General features: G+C 57.2%; 17 protein-coding genes. 5 read left to right on the top strand and 12 right to left on the bottom strand.

The annotated features are described in order from the left end of the window. Positions 1-16 precede the first annotated feature (16 nt). Complete coding sequence (gene frsA, locus ACP4QI_RS04195; protein ID WP_142488340.1) at positions 17-1,261, bottom strand: esterase FrsA; 1,245 nt, start codon at positions 1,259-1,261, stop codon at positions 17-19. A 98-nt stretch (positions 1,262-1,359) separates the two neighbouring features. Continuing rightward, positions 1,360-1,818, bottom strand: coding sequence for a xanthine phosphoribosyltransferase (gpt, locus tag ACP4QI_RS04190; RefSeq protein WP_106995995.1), 459 nt, complete (start codon positions 1,816-1,818; stop codon positions 1,360-1,362). A 260-nt stretch (positions 1,819-2,078) separates the two neighbouring features. Between gpt and pepD the strand changes: the two genes are divergently transcribed. After that, on the top strand, positions 2,079-3,536 hold the full coding sequence (pepD, locus tag ACP4QI_RS04185) for a cytosol nonspecific dipeptidase (protein ID WP_285128538.1): 1,458 nt from the start codon (positions 2,079-2,081) through the stop codon (positions 3,534-3,536). Positions 3,537-3,667: 131 nt separating this feature from the next. On the opposite strand, the gene dinB is transcribed toward pepD, so the two are convergent. Then, positions 3,668-4,726: a DNA polymerase IV gene (gene dinB, locus ACP4QI_RS04180; RefSeq protein ID WP_156265039.1), complete on the bottom strand. Its 1,059-nt coding sequence runs from the start codon at positions 4,724-4,726 to the stop codon at positions 3,668-3,670. Between the two features lie 159 nt (positions 4,727-4,885). Here dinB and ACP4QI_RS04175 point away from each other — a divergent pair, with 159 nt between their 5' ends. Beyond that, positions 4,886-5,731, top strand: coding sequence for a glycerophosphodiester phosphodiesterase family protein (locus tag ACP4QI_RS04175; RefSeq protein WP_426495189.1), 846 nt, complete (start codon positions 4,886-4,888; stop codon positions 5,729-5,731). A gap of 31 nt (positions 5,732-5,762) precedes the next feature. On the opposite strand, the gene nqrM is transcribed toward ACP4QI_RS04175, so the two are convergent. The 7 genes from nqrM to ACP4QI_RS04140 are packed head-to-tail and all read right to left on the bottom strand — an operon-like array spanning position 5,763 to position 11,819. Next, complete coding sequence (gene nqrM / locus ACP4QI_RS04170; protein WP_185902334.1) at positions 5,763-5,978, bottom strand: (Na+)-NQR maturation NqrM; 216 nt, start codon at positions 5,976-5,978, stop codon at positions 5,763-5,765. Continuing rightward, complete coding sequence (nqrF, locus tag ACP4QI_RS04165; RefSeq protein ID WP_285112718.1) at positions 5,978-7,201, bottom strand: NADH:ubiquinone reductase (Na(+)-transporting) subunit F; 1,224 nt, start codon at positions 7,199-7,201, stop codon at positions 5,978-5,980. Before nqrF ends, nqrM begins: the two co-directional genes overlap by 1 nt. An 11-nt stretch (positions 7,202-7,212) precedes the next feature. After that, on the bottom strand, positions 7,213-7,809 hold the full coding sequence (nqrE, locus tag ACP4QI_RS04160) for an NADH:ubiquinone reductase (Na(+)-transporting) subunit E (protein WP_142488335.1): 597 nt from the start codon (positions 7,807-7,809) through the stop codon (positions 7,213-7,215). A gap of 6 nt (positions 7,810-7,815) precedes the next feature. Beyond that, positions 7,816-8,454, bottom strand: a complete 639-nt coding sequence (locus ACP4QI_RS04155) for an NADH:ubiquinone reductase (Na(+)-transporting) subunit D (protein ID WP_032616678.1) — start codon at positions 8,452-8,454, stop codon at positions 7,816-7,818. Further along, positions 8,447-9,241 carry a Na(+)-translocating NADH-quinone reductase subunit C gene (locus ACP4QI_RS04150; RefSeq protein WP_142488334.1) on the bottom strand — a complete coding sequence of 265 codons (795 nt, stop codon included), beginning with the start codon at positions 9,239-9,241 and terminating at the stop codon, positions 8,447-8,449. Before ACP4QI_RS04150 ends, ACP4QI_RS04155 begins: the two co-directional genes overlap by 8 nt. Further along, positions 9,234-10,472, bottom strand: coding sequence for an NADH:ubiquinone reductase (Na(+)-transporting) subunit B (locus ACP4QI_RS04145; RefSeq protein WP_426495190.1), 1,239 nt, complete (start codon positions 10,470-10,472; stop codon positions 9,234-9,236). Before ACP4QI_RS04145 ends, ACP4QI_RS04150 begins: the two co-directional genes overlap by 8 nt. 3 nt (positions 10,473-10,475) lie before the next feature. Beyond that, the gene (locus ACP4QI_RS04140; RefSeq protein WP_426495191.1) at positions 10,476-11,819 is read right to left on the bottom strand and encodes a Na(+)-translocating NADH-quinone reductase subunit A; all 1,344 of its coding nucleotides are present in this window, start codon (positions 11,817-11,819) and stop codon (positions 10,476-10,478) included. Between the two features lie 425 nt (positions 11,820-12,244). Between ACP4QI_RS04140 and dpaA the strand changes: the two genes are divergently transcribed. Further along, the gene (gene dpaA / locus ACP4QI_RS04135) at positions 12,245-12,985 is read left to right on the top strand and encodes a peptidoglycan meso-diaminopimelic acid protein amidase (RefSeq protein ID WP_285112715.1); all 741 of its coding nucleotides are present in this window, start codon (positions 12,245-12,247) and stop codon (positions 12,983-12,985) included. Here the strand turns inward: dpaA and ACP4QI_RS04130 are convergent. Together ACP4QI_RS04130 and lpcA are read right to left on the bottom strand one after the other, a co-directional pair. Next, positions 12,956-13,723, bottom strand: coding sequence for a class II glutamine amidotransferase (locus tag ACP4QI_RS04130; RefSeq protein WP_285128531.1), 768 nt, complete (start codon positions 13,721-13,723; stop codon positions 12,956-12,958). The two genes, dpaA and ACP4QI_RS04130, sit on opposite strands and share 30 nt — an antisense overlap. A 46-nt stretch (positions 13,724-13,769) precedes the next feature. Further along, positions 13,770-14,348, bottom strand: a complete 579-nt coding sequence (lpcA, locus tag ACP4QI_RS04125; RefSeq protein WP_059308682.1) for a D-sedoheptulose 7-phosphate isomerase — start codon at positions 14,346-14,348, stop codon at positions 13,770-13,772. Positions 14,349-14,586: 238 nt separating this feature from the next. On the opposite strand from lpcA, the gene fadE reads away from it, so the two are divergent. Further along, the gene (gene fadE, locus ACP4QI_RS04120; RefSeq protein WP_426495192.1) at positions 14,587-17,031 is read left to right on the top strand and encodes an acyl-CoA dehydrogenase FadE; all 2,445 of its coding nucleotides are present in this window, start codon (positions 14,587-14,589) and stop codon (positions 17,029-17,031) included. 109 nt (positions 17,032-17,140) lie between these two features. Beyond that, on the top strand, positions 17,141-17,911 hold the full coding sequence (locus ACP4QI_RS04115) for an amidohydrolase (RefSeq protein ID WP_142488328.1): 771 nt from the start codon (positions 17,141-17,143) through the stop codon (positions 17,909-17,911). Positions 17,912-17,997 lie beyond the last annotated feature (86 nt).

The raw sequence follows: 17,997 nt of genomic DNA, 5'->3' as shown, positions 1-17,997 counted from the left end.
AGAAATTAGCAATCTCTTAACACAATCTCTGATGGATCCAACGCGTAATCTGCTGCAATGCCTTGTCAAAATTCTGATACACCGGGGTGAATGGCACCTCCAGCAGCTTGCCATCAACAGATGACGAGGTGATTAAGCGGGACTCCTCCTCCGGGCTGAAGGGATCGTTTTTCCAGAAACCAGAGAGCATCGGCGTCGGACACCGGCGGCCCAGCAATCCCTGGGTTTTCAGCGAGTAGCGATTGAGTTCCACGCGCAGCGCCTCGTCGGACGCATCATGCATGCCGAGGCTACTGGCCAGCACGTCGAGGTACATTTCCGGCACGCTGCCCTGGCGCGCAGGCTCGCTTAACAGCGCATGCACCACCGGTCCGAGACAGGCCACCGCTTTCAGGCGTGAAGATTCCAGATAGGCCAGACGCACGGCGACGTTAGCGCCAAAGCGGAAGCCAAACGCCGCCACCCGGGTGTGATCCACCCACGGATTCTGTTCCAGCGCTTTCAGGGCGTGCTGGTGGAGCAGGCTGGAATCCTGGGTCAGCTTCCATTTGGACGAGAAGCCAATCGACGGCATGTCGAGGGTAAGCATCGCCAGCCCTTTCGGGGCTAAGTAACGCTCATACAGGCTGTAGTAATCAGTTTGCAGCGAGTCGAGGCCACCGCACATCATCACCGTCGGGAAGGGGCCATCGCCCGCCGGCAGATGCAGGAAGCCGGTCACCGCAGGGCCGCCGGGAACGGTAAAGGTGAGTTCGCGCATCTGGCCCGGCAGATGCTGGGCTGCTTCCTGGTAGGCACGGTTTGCCAGGGCCTGCGCCTGTTCCGCCAGTTCGTCGCCTTTCAGGTGCGGGTAAGCCGCGATGCTGTAGAGATTACAGGCATGCAACCAGTGCTTGCCGCTCAACAGGGGATCGTCTTCCTGGCTCGCCTTTTGCTGCCAGATCATCGCCTGTTTTGCCCATTCGTAGATCCAGTTGCCGCCGCGATAGCCCACCACCGTGTCGTACAGATCCTCGTCGGTACGTTCGGCCTGGCTCATCACGATACGCGCCTGCACATCCAGAATTTCACGGGGATCGATGCCGCGCCAGATCCACATCAGACGGTTAACCATGCGGTACCAGTGCGGGATGTTTTTGCCATCCAGCGCCGATTGCACTGACGGTTGTACGCCACTGTTAAAGCGACGAACCAGCGTCGAAGTTTCCGGATGTTTGAATTTGGGCTTGAAGAGAATTTCGCTGAGATTCGCCTGGGACATTGCGCGCTGCCTCTTAAGATACGTCAGAGGGCATCATTGTAACGCGACAAAGGCGAAAAAATAACGCCCGGCATCACCGGGCGTTAAAAATGTATGGATTAGCGGCCTGAAATAGGTGGGACGAATACTACGCCCATATCCCATGGCTGTTCGATCCAGGTATCCTGCGGGATATCAATTACATAATCGTCAACCAGCGGCTGACCAGCCGGCTTAGCGAAGATAGTCACGAAATGCGCTTTTGGATACATTTCACGGATGGCAACCGCCGTACCGCCGGTATCAACCAGATCGTCAATCACGATGAAGCCTTCACCATCGCCTTCGGCACGTTTCAGCACTTTCAGCTCACGCTGGTTGTCGTGGTCGTAGCTGGAGATGCACACGGTATCGACATGGCGAATACCCAGCTCACGTGCCAGCAATGCCCCCGGTACCAGGCCACCGCGGCTAACAGCGATGATGCCTTTCCACTGTTCAGATGGCATCAGGCGCGCAGCCAGTTTACGTGCATGAATCTGCAACATGTCCCAGGTGACGATGTATTTTTCGCTCATGTGAATTGTCCCAGCCTGTTTATATACGGCTTAAAAAGTGTTCGAGGGGGAAAATGGTTGCGCGAGATTATAGAGATCTGAAGCACTAAAAACCAGTGCTAAGCGGTTCCGCCCGGAGTTTTTACTTGCTTACCCCTACCAGCCGCCAGAGAAAGTGGTATTCTCAAACCCACCTCGCAAGTCTGACTTGTGGTAACTCTAAACCTGCTAACCCCGTGACCTGCAACATTGTCTGCCGGCCATCGACAAGGAGACTTACTGTGTCTGAACTGTCTCAGTTATCGCCACAACCGCTGTGGGATATTTTTGCCAAAATCTGCTCCATTCCTCACCCGTCTTATCACGAAGAACAGCTTGCCGAACACATCATGGGCTGGGCGAAGGAAAAAGGGCTGCACGCCGAGCGCGACCAGGTTGGCAACATTCTGATCCGTAAACCTGCCACCGCCGGGATGGAAAACCGTAAACCGGTTGTGCTGCAGGCGCACCTGGACATGGTTCCACAGAAGAACAACGATACCGTTCACGACTTCACCAAAGATCCGATTCAGCCGTACATCGACGGCGAGTGGATCAAAGCCCGTGGCACCACGCTGGGTGCAGATAACGGCATCGGTATGGCCTCTGCGCTGGCGGTGCTGGCAGACGATCGCGTTGAGCATGGTCCGCTGGAAGTGCTGCTGACCATGACCGAAGAAGCCGGTATGGATGGCGCCTTTGGTCTGCAACCGAACTGGCTGCAGGCGGATATCCTGATCAATACCGATTCCGAAGAGGAAGGCGAAATCTATATGGGTTGCGCGGGCGGTATCGACTTTATCTCCACGCTGCCGCTGACCCGTGAAGCGATCCCGGCAGGCTTCCAGACCTTCAAGCTGACGCTGAAAGGGCTGAAAGGCGGCCACTCCGGCGGTGACATTCATTTAGGGTTAGGCAATGCCAACAAGCTGCTGGCCCGTTTCCTCGCCGGTCACGCTGCCGAGCTGGATCTGCGTCTGGTGGATTTCAATGGCGGTACGCTGCGTAACGCGATCCCGCGTGAAGCCTTCGCTACCGTGGCCGTGGCCGCAGACAAAGCCGATGTGCTGAAAAAGCTCTCCACCGTTTACCTGGATATCCTGAAAAACGAACTGGAAGCGAAAGAGAAGAACCTGACCGTGGTGCTGGAAGCGGTTACCACTGATAAAGCTGCGCTGACTGAACAGTCCCGCGACCGCTTTGTTCAGCTGCTGAATGCGACCCCGAACGGCGTTATCCGCAACTCAGACGTAGCGAAAGGCGTGGTGGAAACCTCCCTGAACGTCGGCGTGGTGACCATGGCTGACGACAGCGCAGAGATCATCTGCCTGATCCGCTCCCTGATCGACAGCGGTAAAGATTACGTGGTGAGCATGCTGGAATCTCTGGGCACCCTGTCTGGCGCGAAGACCGTTGCCAAGGGCAGCTATCCGGGCTGGCAGCCAGATGCGAGTTCACCGGTGATGGCGCTGGTGCGTGAAACCTATCAGCGTCTGTTCAACAGCACGCCGAACATTCAGGTGATCCACGCGGGTCTGGAGTGCGGTCTGTTCAAGAAACCGTACCCGGATATGGACATGGTTTCCATCGGGCCAACCATTACCGGTCCTCACTCTCCGGATGAGCAGGTGCATATCGAAAGCGTGGGCCATTACTGGACCCTGCTGACGGAACTGCTGAAAGCGATTCCGGCGAAGTAATCAGCCATGTTGCCCGGCGGCACTGCGTTTGCCGGGCCTACGGGTTACGCGCCCGTTGTAGGCCCGGTAAGCGTAAGCGCCACCGGGCAGTAGAGTGTAGGCCCGGTAAGCGTAAGCGCCACCGGGCTTTTTTACAGCCCCAACACCAGCTGCCGCTCCAGCTGCGGATCCAGCAGCGTGACGTGTAATCCCACCAGCCGTACCCCCCGCCCTGCCCGACGCTCTTCCCAGGCTTTCTTTGCTGTCGCAATCAAATCGTCTTTGTTCAGCCGCGGCCAGACGTGCTCCTGGGTGGTTTGCTGAAAGTCGTTGAACTTGAGTTTTACCCCCTGGCGGGCAATCAGCAGATCCGGTTTGACCTTAGCCAGCCGCCGCTCCAGCTCGGGATAAAGCTGCCCGACGATAATGGCTTCGCAATCTGCCCAGTCATGGATATCCTCCGCCAGGGTACGTTCCACTCCCACCGATTTACGCAGCCGCTCGCTGTTAACGTTGCGCTCATCAATGCCCTGACTCCGCTCCCACAACACCCGGCCAAACTTACCAAAGCGCTTTAGCAGCATCCCCAGATCGCTGTTCTGTACATCCCCGCAGGTGCGCAGCCCCATGCTCTCCAGCTTTGCCGCAGAGACTTTCCCTACGCCAGGGATCTTACCCAGCGGCAGCGTTTTGATAAATGCCGGCACCTCATCAGGGGTAATCACATACTGACCGTTGGGCTTATTGAGATCCGAGGCGATTTTGGCGAGAAATTTAACCGGCGCAACGCCCGCCGAGGCGGTGAGCTGCAGTTCATCGAAAATCGTCTGGCGGATCTCCTGGGCCATCAGCGTGGCGGAGCCGTGGCAGTGCAGGCTGTCGGTGACGTCCAGATAGGCTTCGTCCAGCGACAGAGGCTCAATCAGGGAGGTATAGCGGGAGAAGATTTCGCGAATATGGTGGGACGCTTCTTTATAGGCCTCGAAACGTCCGGGTAATAAGGTCAGGTGCGGGCAGAGTTTTAACGCCATCGCGGTCGGCATGGCGCTGCGCACGCCAAACTTGCGTGCCGGGTAGTTCGCGGTGCTGATCACCCCGCGTTGTACACGACTGCCGCCAATGGCAATGGGGATATCCCGCAGCGCCGGGTTGTCGCGCATCTCTACCGCAGCAAAAAAACAGTCCATATCAACATGGATTATCTTGCGCATCATCGTCACCACACCTGTAATTATGCACAGTATAACAAAGTGCAAAAAATGCGTCAGCAGATTTACCGTCTCATGGCTGTCATTAAAGCGTGGTACAAGAATAAGCCACCAAACCATCACAAGCCGTTGAATTAAATGATTTAAAATGGAAAATTATTGATGAAAAAGATGATTATCGCCTCACTTCTGCTGTCGTCCTCCGCATGGGCTAGCCCACAAATGATTGCTCACCGCGGAGGAACCGCCGACGCGCCGGAGAATACCCTTCCGGCCATCAAGCTGGCGCTGGAAAACCGCGCTCAGGCAATCTGGGTCACCGTGCAGCTCAGCCGTGACGGCGTTCCCGTTCTGTATCGTCCCAGCGATCTCAGCGCGTTAACCGCGGCAAAGGGAAAAATCTCTCAGTACACCCAGGCCGAACTGGCGACATTTGATGCCGGTGCAAAATGGAAAGAAAAGGTCGCCGGAACTACAATTCCGACCCTGAAAGCGGTGCTGGAACGCTGGCCTGACGTTCAGTTCTATATCGATATTAAGTCCCCCGACGCCTATCCGGCTGAGATGGGCAAACAGCTGCTTGGCGTGTTGAAAGAGACCAACAGCCTGACGCGTGTTCGCGTCTATTCAACGGAGGATCGCTATCTTGATGCCCTGCCTGCAGAGGTGCCGCGCTTTGTCACCCGGAGTGAAACGCGCACCCGGCTGGCGAATATCTCCCTGAACCACGTTTGCCTGCCGCCGGCAAAGAAAATGGATGCTTACTGGTACGGGCTGGAGCTGAATCGCAAAGTGGAAGTGGTGGAGAAATTTACGCTGGGCGAGGGCATCTCCCCGGCGACCCTGACGTGGGATAAGGAGGCGATGGACTGCTTCCGCTCCCAGGGGAATGCCCATGTGATCCTGCTTGGCGTTAACTCCGCGGAGGATTACCAGAAAGCACAAGATTTGGGGGCTGACGGCGTGATGGTGGATTCACCCACCCAGGCCAGAGCGTGGATGAAGTAAAAAAACAGGCCGCTGCTGCGGCCTGTTTCGTTCAGAGGATCCTGTTTTGCTGGCGCTGTGCTTCGCGTTGCATGCGCTTTTTACGCGCGTCGCACGGCTCGGGGCAGTCGCAGACCTTCTCCATCCCCAGCGAGGAGATGCCGCCGCAGCTGCCCTGAATGCTTTTGCGCTTAATCAGCCAGCCGAGCGACATGCCAAATATCACCAGCACAAAGATCGCAAAGGTCAGCACAAAGGTCACCATCATCAGCCTCCAAAATCATCCAGCATGATATTCTCATCTTCCACGCCGAGATCCTGCAGCATTTTGATGACGGCGGCGTTCATCATTGGCGGCCCGCACATGTAGAACTCGCAGTCTTCCGGCGCGGCGTGGTGTTTGAGATAGTTTTCATACAGCACGTTATGGATGAACCCGGTATAGCCGGTCCAGTTGTCTTCCGGCTGCGGATCGGAGAGCGCAATGTGGAAGCTGAAGTTCGGGTTGTCCCGCGCCAGCTGTTCAAACTCCTCCTGATAGAACATCTCCCGCATTGAACGGGCGCCGTACCAGAAGCTGATCTTACGTTTACTACCCAGACGCTTAAGCTGATCGAAAATGTGCGAACGCATCGGCGCCATCCCGGCTCCCCCACCGATAAAGACCATTTCGGCGTCGGTCTCTTTGGCAAAGAACTCCCCAAACGGACCGGAGATCGTCACCTTATCACCCGCCTTCAGCGACCAGATATACGACGACATGATCCCCGGCGGTGCATCCGGTACGCCTGGCGGCGGCGTGGCGATACGCACGTTGAGCATGATAATGCCTTTCTCGTCCGGGTAGTTGGCCATAGAGTAGGCGCGCAGCGTTGGCTCTTTGACTTCAGAGACAAAGCGGAACAGGTTGAATTTGTCCCAGTCGCCGCGGTACTCCTCCGGCACGTCAAAGTCTTTGTAGGCGACAGTGTGCTCCGGGCATTCGATCTGAATGTAGCCGCCCGCGCGGAACGGCACGTCTTCGCCATCGGGAACCCGCAGCTTCAGCTCTTTAATGAAGGTGGCTTTGTTATCGTTGGAGATAACTTCGCACTGCCACTTTTTCACGCCGAAGATCTCCTCCGGCAGCTCAATCTTCATGTTCTGACGCACCGCCACCTGGCAGGCCAGACGACAACCCTCTTTCGCCTCACGCTTGCTGATGTGCGACAGTTCGGTCGGCAGGATATCGCCCCCGCCCTCTTTGACCGTGACCCGGCATTGCCCGCACGAGCCACCGCCGCCGCAGGCAGAAGAGATAAAAATGCCATTGCCCGAGAGGGTGTTCAGCAGCTTGTCACCCGCAGGGGTACGGATCTGCTTATCCGCCTCGTCGTTAATCTCAATGATCACATCGCCGGAGTTCACCAGCTTTGAGCGCGCCACCAGGATCAGCCCCGAGAGCACCAGCACGATCAGCGTGAACATCACTACGCCAAGTATAATTTCCATACATTTAGCCCTTACAGCTGCACACCGGAGAAGGACATAAAGCCCAGCGCCATCAGACCGGTGGTGATAAAGGTGATCCCTAAGCCGCGCAACCCGGCCGGCACGTTGGCATACTTCATTTTTTCGCGCAGGCCCGCCATCGTCACGATAGCCAGCATCCAGCCAATACCGGAGCCGAAGCCGTACACTACCGACTCGCTAAAGTTGTAATCACGCTGGACCATGAACGACACGCCGCCGAAGATGGCGCAGTTGACGGCGATCAGCGGCAGGAAGATGCCCAGCGCCGTGTAGAGTGACGGGAAGTATTTATCGAGGATCATCTCGAGGATCTGCACCAGCGCCGCAATCACGCCGATAAAGGTGATGAAGTTGAGGAAACTCAGATCAACGCCATCCACCAGCGCGCCGTCGCGCAGCACCAGGTTAAAGACCAGGTTGTTGATGGGCACCGACAGCCCCAGCACCACCGTAACGGCAACACCCAGACCGAAGGCGGTCGACACCTTTTTGGAAACCGCAAGGAAGGTGCACATGCCGAGGAAAAACGCGAGCGCCATGTTTTCGACAAACACCGCCCGCACAAACAAACTCAGGTAATGAGCCATTGTCGGTTACTCCTTTTCCTGTTGCTCGGGGCGCCAGGTTCTCACCGCCCAGATCAGCAAACCGATAATGAAGAACGCGCTGGGGGCCAGCAGGAACAGGCCGTTCGGCAGATACCAGCCGCCGTTTTGCACGGTATCGAGCACGGTGATGCCAAACAGCTTGCCGCTGCCGATAAGCTCACGCAGAAAACCGACCGTCAGCAGGATCACGCCGTAGCCGAGACCGTTGCCAATACCGTCCATAAAGCTCGCCAGCGGCGGCATCTTCATGGCATAGGCTTCTGCGCGCCCCATCACGATGCAGTTGGTGATGATCAGGCCGACAAACACCGACAGCTGTTTTGAGGTTTCGTAGGCAAAGGCCCGCAGCAGCTGATCCACCACGATCACCAGCGAGGCGATGATCGCCATCTGCACGATGATACGCACGCTGTTGGGGATGTGGTGGCGGATCATCGAGATGAACATGCTGGAAAACGCCGTCACCAGGGTGACAGCCAGAGTCATCACCACGGCGGTTTCCAGCTTGGTGGTGACCGCCAGCGCCGAACAGACGCCCAGCACCTGCAGGGTAATCGGGTTATTGGCGATGAGCGGCCCGATAAGAACCCGTTTAACTTCTTTCAGTTCGCCCGCATCAGCCATTGTTCAGCTCTCCTTCACGTACCTTTTTAAGAAAGGGTCCAAAACCCAGCTCACCCATCCAGAAATCAAAGCTGTGCTGAACGCCGTTTGAGGTCAGTGTGGCCCCGGAAAGGCCATCGACGGCGTACTCGTCACCCGGACGCGCGGCTCCTTTCATCACCTTCAGCGCCGGCTGGCCGTTATCGTCCAGCACTTTTTTGCCGACAAACTGCGCCCGCCAGGCCGGATTCTCTACTTCGCCACCCAGCCCCGGGGTTTCGCCCTGGTCGTAATAGGTGATGCCTTTGACCGTGCGGCCATCGGTGTTGAGGGCGACGAAGGCATACATCATCGACCACAATCCGTTGCCGTACACCGGCAGCACCAGCTCCTGGACGCGTTGTTGCTCATCGCGCACCAGGTAGATCTCTGCTGTATTGCTGCGGCGTTTAATGCCCGCCGGATCCTGGCTGGCTTCCAGTTCGGTGCTGCGCTGCGGATCTTTCAGCGCCTGCGCCTGGTTATAGCCCGACGGATCGCTCTCCAGCAGCTCGCCGGTATTGAGATCCACCAGACGCGGCGTAATACGTTCAGCGAAGATCTGCGCCACATCATCGGCACTCATTTCGCCCTGCATCAGCCCCGCCACCGCCAGAATGTTACGCTGCTTGTCGAGGGCGCGTTGCTCCTGCTGGCGGGACTTAAGCCCTACCGCAGAGCCCGCCACCACGATGGAGCAGACCAGACACAGCACGATGACCACCATCAGCGTCTTGCCGATGCTGTCATTATTTTTCATCTCAGCCACGCGCCTTCCTCCGTTTGATGTTGGCACGCACCACCAGGTAATCGAACAGCGGCGCAAACAGGTTGGCGAACAGGATCGCCAGCATCATCCCTTCCGGGTAGGCCGGGTTCACGACGCGGATCAGCACGCACATCACGCCGATCAGCGCCCCGTACCACCATTTGCCTTTGTCGGTAAAGGAGGCCGACACCGGGTCGGTGGCCATAAACATCATGCCGAAGGCGAAACCGCCCAGTACCAGATGCCAGTACCACGGCATGGCGAACATCGAGTTGGTCGCTGAGCCGATCAGGTTAAACAGCGTCGCGGTGAGGATCATGCCGAGCATGACGCCAGCCACGATGCGCCAGGAGGCGACGCGGCCAAACAGAATGATGGCGCCGCCAATCAGGATCATCAGCGTGGAGACTTCCCCTATCGAGCCCGGAATGGTGCCGATAAAGGCATCGAACCAGCTCACCGGCTGGCCGGTGGCGTTGTTGACCAGCGCCTCACCGCCGTGGGCGGCCCACTGTGACAGTGGCGTCGCACCGGAAAAACCGTCCGCCGCCGTCCAGACCAGATCGCCGGAGATTTGCGCCGGGTAGGCAAAGAACAGGAACGCGCGTCCGGCGAGGGCCGGGTTAAGGAAGTTGCGGCCGGTACCGCCGAAGATCTCCTTCGCCATCACCACGCCAAAGCTGATGCCCATCGCCGCCTGCCACAGCGGCAAGGTTGGCGGCACAATCAGGGCAAACAGAATAGAGGTGACAAAGAAGCCTTCGTTGATCTCGTGCTTGCGGATAATCGCGAACAGCACTTCCCAGAAGCCGCCGACCAGAAAGACCGTCAGATAGATGGGCAGGAAGTAGACCGCTCCCAGCGTCATCATGCTGATCCACCCGGCATCCGGCGTAAAGCTGACGCCCAGCATCTGCGCCACCCGGTAGTGCCAGTCGCCCGCGATAATCTGCGGTAGCTGCTGGGCATCATAAAGATGCGTCAGAGCCGGGATGGTTTGCAGACCGACGTTGTACATGCCCCAGAACATCGCCGGGAACACCGCGAACCAGACCAGGATCATCATGCGCTTGAGGTCGATGGCGTCGCGCACGTGCGCGGCCCCTTTAGTGACCTGGCCTGGCGTATAGAGGAGCGTCGCGGTCGCTTCAAACAGCGGGTAGTACTTTTCCAGCTTGCCGCCGTGGGTAAAGTGCGGCTCCAGCTTTTCAATGAGATGTTTCAGGCCCATCAGTTATCCTTCCTGCTCAATGCGGGTTAACACCTCGCGCAATACGGGTCCGTATTCATATTTACCGGGGCAAACATAGGTGCACAGCGCCAGATCTTCTTCATCCAGCTCAAGGCAGCCCAGCGCCTGAGCGCCGTCGGTATCGCCCGCCAGCAGATCGCGCAGCAGCAGGGTCGGCAGGATGTCGAGCGGCATTACGCGCTCGTAGTTGCCGATGGGCACCATCGCCCGCTCGCCGCCGTTGGTATCGGTGGAGAAGTTAAACAGCTTGTTGCGCAGGAAGTGGCCCAGCGTGGTGCGGGTGACGGAGAACTTCTCTCTGCCGGGCATTACCCAGCCGAAGAGCTCTTTCTCACGCCCCTCCTTCACTACGCTCACCTGTAAATGAAAACGTCCGAGCCAGGCCTGCGCGCCTGTGGCATGCCTGCCGCTCAGCACAGAACCCGAAATGTGACGGTTTTCGCCGTCCAGGGTTTCGTCCACCAGCAGGTCATTAATGTCTGCGCCCAGGCAGGTGCGTACCAGACGCGGGTTACGCATCTGCGGCCCCCCGAGGGCAATAACCCGCTCGGTGCACAGCTCGCCGGTGGTGAACAATTTGCCGATGGCGATCGCGTCCTGGTAGTTCAGATGCCAGACCTGTTTGGTCAGGCTGACGGCCTCCAGGAAATGGATGTGCGTCCCTGGCAACCCAGCCGGGTGCGGCCCGGTGAAGGCATTGAACGTCACTTTCCCCTGCGGGTGCCCGCCCAGCTTGCCGCCACCCGCCTGGCAGACATGCACTTTGCCCTCCGTCAGGCGCGTGAGGATCGTCAGCCCGGCATCAAACGCCTGACGCTGCGCCAGAATAATCGGCTGCGGGTCGGCGCTGAGCGGGTTGGTGTCCATGGCGGTGACGAAAATGGCGGCCGGCACGGTATCGGGCACCGGGGTTTTGCTGAAAGGACGGGTACGCAGCGCCGTCCACAGGCCAGATTCAAGCAGTTGCGCCTGCACAGCCTGGCGGGAGAGTGTGGGCAGATCGGCGATATCGTGGCGGGCAAACTCGCGCTGCCTATCGCCTTCCAGCCGGATCACCACCGATTGCAGCACCCGACGCTCGCCGCGATGGATAGCCGCGATCGTCCCGCTGGCGGGTGCGGTAAACAGAACGCCGGGATTTTTTTTATCCTCGAATAGCGCCTGGCCCTTAATGACGCTGTCGCCTTCCTGCACCAGCATGGTGGGACGCATACCGATGTAGTCGTCCCCAAGGATCGCCACATGGCGGGGTGTCGCACAGGGCAAAATCTGCTGTACGGGGATGCCGGAAATCGGCAAATCAAGTCCTTTTCTGATTCTAATCATAGTGTTAGTTGTTATCCATGAATAACCGTTCCGGCCAGGGAGCCGGACGAGTCAGAAGTCGTTGCACAGGATAAAGAAAGGTGGCGAGAGCTCGCCTGCGTGACCAGCAGGATCGCGGATGATCCTGAAAAAGCGTCCTTTCTTACCCTTCGGTCATAAGACGGGCGCAGTGTACCATTTTCACCGATTGGGCGGCAGCGATAACGCAGCGGCAGGTGTTAAAATGCGACCGATTACGCAAAGTTCTCAATGCCAGCGTGACCAATCCAGGTTATAAGGGAAAACTATTTTGTAAACCGACGTGCGGATGCTTGCGAAAAAATGCAGTGGTGCTAATGTGAGCACCCCTGGTACAGATAAATCTGATTTCGGGTCTCTTTTGCCGTCCTGGCAAGTTGGTTATGTTTTATCAAGGAACATGTAGTATGCGTAAAATCGCATTGTTCATTGCGATGCTTCTTATTCCGTGCGTTTCGTTTGCCGGGCTGCTCAGCAGCAACAGCTCCACGACGCCAGTGAGCAAAGAATACAAGCAGCAGTTGATGGGCTCTCCGGTCTATATCCAGATCTTTAAGGAAGAGCGCACGTTAGACCTGTTCGTGAAGATGGGTGAGACGTATCAGCTGCTCGACAGCTATAAAATCTGTAACTACTCCGGCGGCCTCGGCCCGAAACAGCGTCAGGGCGACTTTAAAAGCCCGGAGGGGTTCTACAGCGTTCAGCGTAACCAGCTAAAACCCGACAGCCGCTTCTATAAAGCGATCAACATCGGCTTCCCGAATGCCTATGACCGTGCGCATGGTTATGATGGTAAGTATCTGATGATCCACGGAGCCTGTGTTTCTGTAGGCTGCTATGCCATGACCGACAGCGGCATTGACGAGATCTTCCAGTTTGTGACCGGTGCGCTGGTGTTTGGCCAGTCTGCCGTGCAGGTAAGCATCTATCCGTTCCGCATGACCGACGCCAATATGCAGCGTCACAGAACGTCCTATTATGCGGATTTCTGGAAGCAGCTGAAACCGGGTTACGACTACTTCCAGCAGACGCGTAAGCCGCCGACCGTTTCGGTGGTGGATGGACGTTACGTGGTCAGCAAGCCGCTGAGCCACGAAGTTGTCCAGCCACAGCTGGCGTCAAACTACACGCTCCCCGAGACAAAATAAGATCCACTCGCCTGGCATAATCTTTTGCCAGGTTTCGTTGCCCGTCAGCGGCTGCGTCGCAATCACAGTGACCACATCGTTCGGTGTGGTCTCTGTCTGAAAGTCAATTTCCACATCCTGATCCAGAAGCTTTGCCACGCCAAACGGTGCCCGCCGGGTGATCCAGAACAGATTGGTAGAGCAGAACGCCATCACGTAGCGCCCGTCAGACAACAGCATGTTAAACACCCCCTTCTCACGTAACTCAGACGCCAGCGAGGCAATGTATTTAAACACCGCGGTCATATTGCTGGGGGTGCGTGGGTAGCGCTCGGTCAGCTTATGCAGCAGCCAGCAGAAGGCTTTTTCACTGTCGGTTTCCCCCACCGGCCGGAAGTTGCCGGTCTCCAGCGATTTATAGCCGCTCAGCTGGCCGTTATGGGCATAGGTCCAGTTGCGTCCCCACAGCTCGCGGGTAAACGGATGGGTATTTTCCAGCGCCACTTCACCACGGTTGGCCTGGCGAATATGGGCCACTACCGAGCAGGATTTAATCGGATAATCCTGCACCAGTCTGGCAATCGGGGAGTTGAAGCTGGGTTGTGGATCCTTGAACGTGCGACAGCCTTTCCCTTCATAGAAGGTGATGCCCCAGCCGTCTTTATGCGGCCCGGTTCCTCCACCGCGCTGCACCAGCCCGGTGAAACTAAAGCAGATATCGGTCGGCACATTGGCGCTCATCCCGAGCAGTTCGCACATACATCACCTCCACAACAGCGGGGGGCGCTAACCCCCCAGCGAAGTCTTATTTAACCATCTCTTTTTCGATCAGCTGGATCAGGATGTGAATGACTTTGATATGAATTTCCTGAATACGGTCAGCGTAACCGAAGTGAGGCACGCGAATTTCGATATCCGCCGTACCCGCCATTTTGCCGCCGTCTTTGCCGGTCAGGGTGATCACTTTCATCCCCTTCTCACGTGCCGCTTCAATCGCTTTGATCACGTTGCCGGAGTTGCCGGAGGTGGAAATCCCCAGCAGAACATCTCCTTCACGACCCACCGCTTCGACATAGCGGGAGAAGATGTGATCGTAACCAAAGTCATTACCCACGCAGGAGATGTGGCTGACGTCAGAGATAGCGATCGCCGGATAGCCCGGACGGTTTTCACGATAACGACCGGTCAGCTCTTCGGCAAAGTGCATGGCATCACAATGTGAACCGCCATTGCCGCAGGAGAGCACTTTACCGCCCTCTTTGAAGCTGTCGGCCAGCAGGACCGCCGCGCGCTGAATAGCGTGGATATTGGCTTCATCTTTCAGAAAGTTAGCCAGCGTTTCCGCCGCTTCGTTCAGTTCGTTACGAATAAGATCCTGGTACATGAGGATAATCCTTCAGTATTGATGAAATAACAGAGCAAGTTTACCGGATAGCGGTAAAAGCGAGAAGCTAAAGCCGCATGAATCGACGGGCGTTTTGCTTTTTTGTGCCGCGTAAAACATGAACAATGTGAACCAGGTTGTAATTATTTTGTGAATGCATTGCTAAAAGAAATAACATCCACTACAACCATATCATCACAAGTGGTCAGACCTCCTACAAGACAGGGAGCATTTCTTTATGATGATTTTAAGTATTCTCTTATCCGTTGTTCTGCTCGGGGTGTTGTTCTATCACCGGGTCAGCTTACTACTGAGCAGCTTTATCTTACTGGCCTGGACCGCGGCGCTTGGCGTCACCGGCATCTGGACCACCTGGGTGCTGGTCCCGCTGGCGATTATTCTGGTGCCATTCAACGTCCGCTCCATGCGTAAATCGCTGATTTCGGCTCCGGTATTCCGTGGCTTCCGTAAGGTCATGCCACCGATGTCGCGCACCGAAAAAGAGGCGATTGATGCCGGTACCACCTGGTGGGAAGGCGACCTGTTCCAGGGCAGACCAGACTGGAAAAAGCTGCATAACTATCCGCAGCCGCGCCTCACTGCGGAAGAGCAGGCGTTTATCGATGGTCCGGTGGAAGAAGCCTGCCGGATGGCGAATGATTTCCAGATCACCCATGAGATGGCCGATCTGCCCCCTGAACTGTGGGCATTTTTAAAAGAGCATCGCTTCTTCGCGATGATCATCAAGAAAGAGTACGGCGGCCTCGAGTTCTCTGCATATGCTCAGGCTCGCGTACTGCAAAAACTGTCCGGTGTCTCCGGGATCCTGGCGATCACCGTCGGCGTGCCTAACTCCTTAGGCCCGGGTGAACTGCTGCAACATTACGGTACTGAAGAGCAAAAAGATCACTACCTGCCGCGTCTGGCACGCGGTCTGGAAATTCCGTGCTTCGCACTGACCAGCCCGGAAGCGGGTTCTGATGCGGGTGCCATTCCGGATACCGGCGTGGTCTGCATGGGCGAGTGGCAGGGTGAGCAGGTGCTGGGCATGCGCCTGACCTGGAACAAACGCTACATTACGCTGGCGCCAATCGCTACCGTACTGGGCCTGGCCTTTAAACTCTCCGATCCGAACAAGCTGTTAGGCGGTGAAGAGGATCTGGGTATTACCTGTGCGCTGATCCCTACCTCTACCCCAGGTGTGGAAATTGGTCGTCGTCACTTCCCGCTGAACGTACCGTTCCAGAACGGCCCGACCCGCGGTCAGGATATCTTTGTCCCGATTGATTACATCATCGGCGGCCCGAAAATGGCCGGTCAGGGCTGGCGTATGCTGGTGGAATGTCTGTCCGTTGGCCGCGGCATCACCCTGCCGTCAAACTCTACCGGTGGTCTGAAATCCGTGGCGATGGGGATTGGTGCTTACGCCCATATCCGCCGTCAGTTCAAAATCTCTATCGGCAAGATGGAAGGGATTGAAGAGCCGCTGGCGCGTATCGCAGGCAACGCCTACGTGATGGATGCCGCCGCTTCCTTAATTACCTACGGCATTATGCTGGGTGAAAAACCGGCCGTGCTGTCCGCTATCGTGAAGTACCACTGTACCCACCGCGCGCAGCAGTCAATCATCGACGCGATGGATATCGCCGGCGGGAAAGGCATTATGCTCGGCGAAGGCAACTTCCTGGCGCGCGGCTATCAGGGCGCACCTATTGCCATCACCGTGGAAGGGGCCAACATTCTGACCCGCAGCATGATGATCTTCGGTCAGGGCGCGATCCGCTGTCATCCATACGTACTGGAGGAGATGGCGGCCGCGCAGAACAACGACGTGGATGCCTTCGATAAGCTGCTGTTTAAACACATCGGGCACGTCGGCAGCAACAAAGTGCGCAGCTTCTGGCTGGGCCTGACCCGCGGGCTGACCAGCGCCACGCCAACCGGCGACGCGACCCGTCGTTACTACCAGCACTTGAACCGTCTGAGTGCTAACCTTGCGCTGCTCTCCGACGTATCGATGGCGGTGCTGGGCGGTAGCCTGAAGCGCCGGGAACGTATCTCTGCGCGTCTGGGTGATGTGCTGAGCCAGATCTTCCTCGCCTCGGCGGTACTGAAACGCTACGACGATGAAGGCCGTCATGAAGCGGATCTGCCGCTGGTGCACTGGGGCGTGCAGGATGCGCTGTATCAGGCTGAACAGGCCATCGACGATCTGCTGGTGAACTTCCCGAACCGCTTTGTCGCAGGCGCCCTGCGCGTGGTCATCTTCCCGACCGGTCGTCACTATCTGGCGCCGTCCGATAAGCTGGATCATAAAGTGGCGAAGATCCTGCAGGTACCGAGTGCAACCCGCTCCCGTATCGGTCGCGGTCAGTATCTGGCCCCAACCGAGCATAACCCGGTCGGTCTGCTGGAAGAGGCGCTGCTGGATGTGATGGCGGCCGATCCGATTCATCAGAAGATCTGCAAACAGCTGGACAAAAACCTGCCGTTCACCCGCCTGGATGAGCTGGCGAAACAGGCCCTGGCTGGCGGTATCATCGGCAAGGATGAAGCCGCTCTGCTGATCAAAGCCGAAGAGAGCCGTCTGCGCAGTATCAACGTCGATGATTTCGACCCGCAAGAGCTGGCGACGCAGCCGGTAAAGCTGACAGAGATCGTACGTAAACCTGAAGCCGCATAACCCGTTTCAGGGCTAAAAAACCCCGCCTGGTGCGGGGTTTTTTATTGCCACCCGTTTCTCTGATTGTCGTGCTACAGTGTCAAAATGTGGTTCTTCGAGGAGTCTTACTGTGCCTGGTTTGAAGATTACGCTTTTGCAACAACCGCTGGTGTGGATGGATGGCCCCGCCAACCTGCGCCATTTTGATCGTCAGCTTGAGGGGATCGCCGGGCGCGATATCATTATCCTGCCGGAAATGTTTACCACCGGGTTTGCCATGGAAGCGGCAAAGCAGTCCCTGCCGCAGGAGGATGTGGTCGCCTGGATGCAGGCCAGAGCCCAGCAAACCCAGGCGTTAATCGCCGGCAGCGCCGCGCTACAGACCGAACGCGGGCCGGTTAACCGTTTTCTGCTGGTTGAGCCCGAGGGCAAGGTGCATTTCTATGATAAGCGCCACCTGTTCCGCATGGCGGATGAGCATCAGCACTATGAAGCGGGTAACGAGCGGCTGGTGTTTGAGTGGCGCGGCTGGCGCATTCTGCCGTTAGTCTGTTACGACCTGCGCTTCCCGGTGTGGTCGCGTAACCGTAACGATTATGACCTGGCGCTGTATGTCGCTAACTGGCCTGCCCCACGCTCGCTCCACTGGCAGGCGCTGCTGACGGCACGGGCGATTGAGAACCAGGCCTATGTGGCAGGCTGCAACCGGGTCGGTACCGACGGCAATGGTCATCACTATCGTGGCGACAGCCGGGTGATTAACCCGCAGGGCGAAATCATCGCCACCGCAGAGCCGCACCATGCGACGCGTATTGACGCCGAGCTGTCGCTGACGGCACTGAGAGAGTATCGGGAGAAGTTTCCTGCGTGGCAGGATGCGGATCCGTTTAGCATTAACTAAACATCTGCCGGGCGGCAGCAGAGCTTGCCTGCCCGAACAAATCAGCAGCGCGACAAAATGAGAAAGGCCTGAATCATTGCTGATTC

Source organism: Leclercia sp. TB492 (assembly GCF_049974505.2).
GTDB lineage: Bacteria > Pseudomonadota > Gammaproteobacteria > Enterobacterales > Enterobacteriaceae > Enterobacter > Enterobacter adecarboxylatus_C.
This window is presented reverse-complemented; position numbering and strand designations above follow the sequence as displayed.

Bases quoted from the DNA above. Each gene is read 5' to 3' on its own strand.
- frsA (WP_142488340.1), bottom strand. From the start codon at position 1,261: ATGTCCCAGGCGAATCTCAGCGAAATTCTCTTCAAGCCCAAATTCAAA.
- dpaA (WP_285112715.1), top strand. From the start codon at position 12,245: ATGCGTAAAATCGCATTGTTCATTGCGATGCTTCTTATTCCGTGCGTT.
- nqrM (WP_185902334.1), bottom strand. From the start codon at position 5,978: ATGATGGTGACCTTTGTGCTGACCTTTGCGATCTTTGTGCTGGTGATA.
- gpt (WP_106995995.1), bottom strand. From the start codon at position 1,818: ATGAGCGAAAAATACATCGTCACCTGGGACATGTTGCAGATTCATGCA.
- lpcA (WP_059308682.1), bottom strand. From the start codon at position 14,348: ATGTACCAGGATCTTATTCGTAACGAACTGAACGAAGCGGCGGAAACG.
- ACP4QI_RS04155 (WP_032616678.1), bottom strand. From the start codon at position 8,454: ATGGCTGATGCGGGCGAACTGAAAGAAGTTAAACGGGTTCTTATCGGG.
- nqrE (WP_142488335.1), bottom strand. From the start codon at position 7,809: ATGGCTCATTACCTGAGTTTGTTTGTGCGGGCGGTGTTTGTCGAAAAC.
- ACP4QI_RS04145 (WP_426495190.1), bottom strand. From the start codon at position 10,472: ATGGGCCTGAAACATCTCATTGAAAAGCTGGAGCCGCACTTTACCCAC.
- nqrF (WP_285112718.1), bottom strand. From the start codon at position 7,201: ATGGAAATTATACTTGGCGTAGTGATGTTCACGCTGATCGTGCTGGTG.
- ACP4QI_RS04130 (WP_285128531.1), bottom strand. From the start codon at position 13,723: ATGTGCGAACTGCTCGGGATGAGCGCCAATGTGCCGACCGATATCTGC.
- ACP4QI_RS04140 (WP_426495191.1), bottom strand. From the start codon at position 11,819: ATGATTAGAATCAGAAAAGGACTTGATTTGCCGATTTCCGGCATCCCC.
- fadE (WP_426495192.1), top strand. From the start codon at position 14,587: ATGATGATTTTAAGTATTCTCTTATCCGTTGTTCTGCTCGGGGTGTTG.
- dinB (WP_156265039.1), bottom strand. From the start codon at position 4,726: ATGCGCAAGATAATCCATGTTGATATGGACTGTTTTTTTGCTGCGGTA.
- ACP4QI_RS04175 (WP_426495189.1), top strand. From the start codon at position 4,886: ATGAAAAAGATGATTATCGCCTCACTTCTGCTGTCGTCCTCCGCATGG.